This is a genomic window from Streptomyces sp. NPDC060209, assembly GCF_042728155.1.
Taxonomy (GTDB): Bacteria; Actinomycetota; Actinomycetes; order Streptomycetales; family Streptomycetaceae; genus Streptomyces.
The window spans coordinates 1-4,748 of sequence record NZ_JBHWZS010000464.1; the positions used below are offsets into that span (position 1 = coordinate 1).

Annotated in this window: 1 protein-coding gene; it reads right to left on the minus strand. The window is 70.1% G+C overall.

Annotated elements, in window-relative coordinates; all coding sequences use genetic code 11:
• The coding region (locus ACFWFI_RS41090; RefSeq protein ID WP_387400816.1) for an SDR family NAD(P)-dependent oxidoreductase at window positions 1–4,742 on the minus strand (4,742 nt) is incomplete at its 3' end.
• Between the last annotated feature and the right edge of the window lie 6 nt (window positions 4,743–4,748).

The window sequence follows — 4,748 nt, forward strand, 5'->3', positions numbered from 1 at the left end:
TCCAGCAGATCCCGGCCCATCCCCACCCACTGCGAACCCTGACCCGGAAACACGAACACCGACCGACCCGACACATCCGCCACACCCGACACCACAGCCCCACCAGCCCCAACACCCCGAGCCAACGCCGACACACCCGCCAACACACCACCACGATCCCCAGCAACCACCACCGCCCGATGGGCAAATGTGCCGCGCGTCTTCGTCAGCGCGTGTGCGATGGCGGTCTCCGGCAGTTCCGGATGCTCCCGTACGAACGACTCGAGTCGTTCCGCCTGGCCCTGCAGTCCCTTGGCCGAGGCACCGGAGATCACCCACGGCACAACAGCAGCAGGTTCCTCCACCCCGGGCTCGCCCTCGGAGGGAGCCGGTGCCTGCTCCAGGATCACGTGGGCGTTCGTCCCACTCACGCCGAAGGCCGAGACACCAGCCCTGCGCGGACGGTCGACCTCCGGCCACGACCTGGACTCCGTCAGCAACTCCACAGCCCCCGACGACCAGTCCACCTTCGAGGACGGTTCGTCCACATGCAGCGTCCTCGGCAACACACCATGCCGGATCGCCTGCACCATCTTGATGATCCCCGCAGCACCCGCCGCAGCCTGCGTATGACCGATGTTGGACTTCACGGAGCCCATCCACACCGGCCGGTTCATGGGCCGGTCCTTGCCGTAGGTCGCCAGCAGTGCCTGCGCCTCGATCGGGTCACCCAATGGCGTCCCCGTCCCGTGCGCCTCGACCGCGTCGATGTCCGACGCGGACAGTCGTGCACCCGCCAGCGCCTGGCGGATGACCCGCTCCTGCGACGGCCCGTTGGGCGCGGTGAGGCCGTTGGACGCGCCGTCCTGGTTGACCGCCGACCCCCGCACCACCGCCAGCACCTCATGACCCAGCCGCCGCGCATCCGACAACCGCTCGACCAGGAGCACAGCCACGCCCTCCGACATTCCGAATCCGTCGGCGCTCTCGGCAAATGCCTTGCTGCGGCCGTCGGTGGCGAGTCCGCGCTGCCGGCTGAAGCCGACGACGCCTTCCAACGTCGACATGACGGAGACACCGCCTGCGAGCGCGAGTGAGCACTCCCCGCTGCGCAGGGCCTGCGCCGCCAGATGCAGTGCCACCAGGGACGACGAGCACGCCGTGTCCACGGTCAGCGCGGGGCCCTCCAGCCCAAGGGTGTACGAGACCCTTCCGGACAGGACGCTGCCCGCGTTGCCGGTCACGAGGTAGCCCTCGTCGGCCTGGCCGGCCGTGTCGCCAGTGCCGTAGTCCTGGCCGTGGGTGCCCACGAACACGCCCGTGGGCGTGCCCTTCAGCGAAGTCGGGTCGATGCCCGCGCGCTCGAACACCTCCCACGACACCTCCAGCAGCAACCGCTGCTGCGGATCCATCGCCAGCGCCTCACGCGGATTGATCCCGAAGAACCCGGCGTCGAACCCCGCGACACCCTGGAGGAATCCGCCGCCACGGACGTACGTCTTCCCTGGTGCATCGGGATCCGGGTCGTAGAGACCGTCCAGGTCCCAACCACGGTCGGTGGGCAGACCGGTGATGACGTCACCGCCCGCCTCGACCAGCTGCCAGAGGTCCTCCGCCGAGGAGAGTCCGCCGGGGAAGCGGCATCCCATCGCCACGATCGCGATCGGCTCGTCGGCCGGAGCTCCGGGAGCGAGGGCAGGGACAGCTGAGGCGGGGTCCTGCGGCCTGCGGTCGTCCTCGGCCTCCTCACCCAGCAGTTCGGTGCGCAGGTGCTCGGCGAGCTCGGAGGCCGTCGGGTAGTTGAAGACCAGGGTGACGGGCAGCCGCAGGCCGGTGACTGCAGTGAGCCGGTTGCGCAGCTCGACCGCGGTGAGCGAGTCGACTCCCAGCTCCTTGAACGCCCGCTGTGCTTCGATCGCGTCGGCGGTGGCGTGGCCGAGGACGGCCGCGGCGCTGCTGCGCACGAGATCGAGCAGCACATCGAGTTGCTCGGGCACTCCCAGCGCGGCCAGCCTCCGCTTCAGCGTCGAGGCACTGTCGCTGCCGGCCGAGGTGTCACGTCGCACAGCACGCCGTGTCGGGGCGGGCACCAGGTCACGCAGCAGGGCGGGAACCTCCGCGCTGTCGCGTACGGCGGCCAGATCGAGCCGGATGGGTACGAGTGCGGGACTGTCGCTCTCCAGCGCTGCGTCGAACAGGGCGAGCCCATGCTCGGCGGAGAGCGGCCTCGTGCCGGCTCGGGCCATCCTGGCAAGGTCGGTGTCGCTGAGCCTTCCGCCCATGCCGGCGGACTCCGCCCACAGCCCCCATGCAAGGGACACCGCGGGGAGCCCTTGCGCGCGGCGGTGCGCGGCGAGGGCGTCGAGGAAGGCGTTGCCTGCCGCGTAATTGCCCTGGCCCGAGCCGCCGAAGGTGGAGGAGGCCGACGAGTAGAGGACGAACGCCGCCAGGTCCAGGCCTTCGGTCAGCTCGTGCAGATGCCACGCCGCGTCCACCTTGGGCCGCAGCGCGGTGTGCCATCGCTGGGCGTCCAGGTCTCCGATCACACGGTCGTCGACGACTCCCGCCACGTGCACCACCGCGGTCAGCCGGTCGGAGACGGAGGCGACGATTCGCGCCAGAGCCTCGCGGTCCCCCGCGTCGGCGGCCACCGCGGTCACGCGGGCACCGGACGAGGACAGTTCCGCGAGCCGTTCGTCCGGCACGCCTGACCGGGACACGAGCACCAGCTCGGCCACTTCGTTTGAGCGGACGAGGTGATCGGTGACGAGTCGGCCCAGACCGCCGGTGGCGCCTGTGACCAGCACCGTGCCTCCGCCCAGCCGCGGGCGCTCCGGCAGGGTGGGCGAATGGGCGCGCCTGAGACGGGCGACGAGCGCCTGGTCGCCCCGTACCGCGATCTGCGGTTCGTCCCGCAGCGCGTCGGCGAGTCCGATGGACACGGACTCCTCGTCGAAGCGTTCCACTTCGAGCAGTCCGAACCGGCCGGGGTGTTCGGACTGGGCGGTGCGGACCAGGCCCCGGACGGGTTCCTGGACCAGGTCACCGCCGCGAGTGGCGACGACCAGACGTGACGCGTGGGTCCGTGTGTCGGCCAGCCACTCCTGCAGAACGCCCAGAACGGCCAGCCCCACTGCGCTCACCTGCTCGGGAACCGTCCGATCCACATCGCCGTCGGGAGTCCTGAGGACGACCACCGGAGGTACGGAGGGCGCGGTCGTGTCCAGATCCGCGTGGAACTCCCACTGCGTGTCGGATGCGCCGGAGGTGGCTGCGGCGAGAGCCGGAATCCAAGCCACCTCGTAGAGCGAGCCGCCCAGTTGAGGAGCGGTGACGCGCAGTCGCGTCGGATCGACGGGCCGCACGGTCAGGGCATCGATGTCGAGGAGAGGAGCACCGGTGTCGTCGGCGGCGCTGATCGACACCGTGTCGGGGCCCGCCGGTGCCAGGACCACTCGAAGGGATCGTGCTCCGGTGGCGTGGAGCCGGACACCCGACCAGGAGAAGGCCAGCCGGGGGCGGTCCGGGTCGGCGAAGAAGTCCGACACGGCGAGCGGGTGCAGGGCGGCGTCGAGCAGAGCGGGATGGATGCCGTAACCGTCGGTGTCGTCGGACGTACCCGAGCTGGATTCCGGGAGCCGCAGTGCCGCGTAGACGCGCCCGTCCTGTACCCAGGCAGCCTCGACGGCCCGGAACGCCGGACCGTAGTCGACGGTCAGACGGTCGTAGAAGCCGTCCAGGTCGACGGGCCGGGCGCCGACGGGCGGCCACGAGCTGAGATCGGCCTGTACGAGGGACGGCTCCGAGGACGTCGTCAGAAGGCCGTTGGCGTTCTCGCTCCACTCCTCGTCGGGTCCTGACCGGGTGTACACGCGCACCACGCGTGCGCCGGAATCGCCTGGGCCTTCGGCTTCCTCGACGGTGATCTGGAGATCAGCGCCTCCGCCGTCCGGGACGACGATCGGTGCCGAGATCGTGAGCTCGTCCACGACCGGTACCCGCAGCCGCTCACCGATGTGGCACAGCGTGTCCAACAGCGCCGTACCCGGCAGCAGCATCAGCCCGCCCACCCGGTGATCCTCCAGCCAAGGCTGGTCGCGCTGGGTCAGACGCCCGGAGAACACACTGCGTTCGGTACCGCCGAGCGTGATCGCAGCATGCAGGAGCGGGTGACCCCCTTCCTCCAGGCCGGCCGCTGCGAGGTCACCCGCGCCGATCCCAGGCTCAAGCCAGTAGTGCTGATGCTGGAAGGCGTACGTGGGCAACTCGACCCGGGGCGGTAGGGGCTCGCCGAACGAGGTCGTCCACCGTACGGGGATGCCCCGCACGTAGAGTTCGGCCACCGACAGCAACAGGCGGTCCAGTCCGCCGTCGTCGCGGCGTAGGGTCCCCGTCACGACGCTCGGCGCCTGAAGGATCTCGTCCAGGCTCTCCTGGATGCTGTGCGCGAGCACCGGATGCGAGCTCACCTCGACGAACGCCCTGAACCCCTCTGTGATCAGGGCGGCGGTCGCGTCGGCGAACCGCACCGTCTGCCGCAGATTGCGGAACCAGTAGCCGGCGTCCAGTTCCGCGCCCTCGACCCAACGTCCGTCCACCGACGAATACATGGGGACAGTCGCTGTCTGTGGCTTTACGTCGGCCAGCACGTCGGCCAGTTCGTCCTGGATCAGCTCGACGTGGGAGGTGTGGGACGCGTAGTCCACCGGAACCCGACGAACCCGGACGCCCTCGGACTCATACGCGGCAATGAGCTGATCCAGCGCATC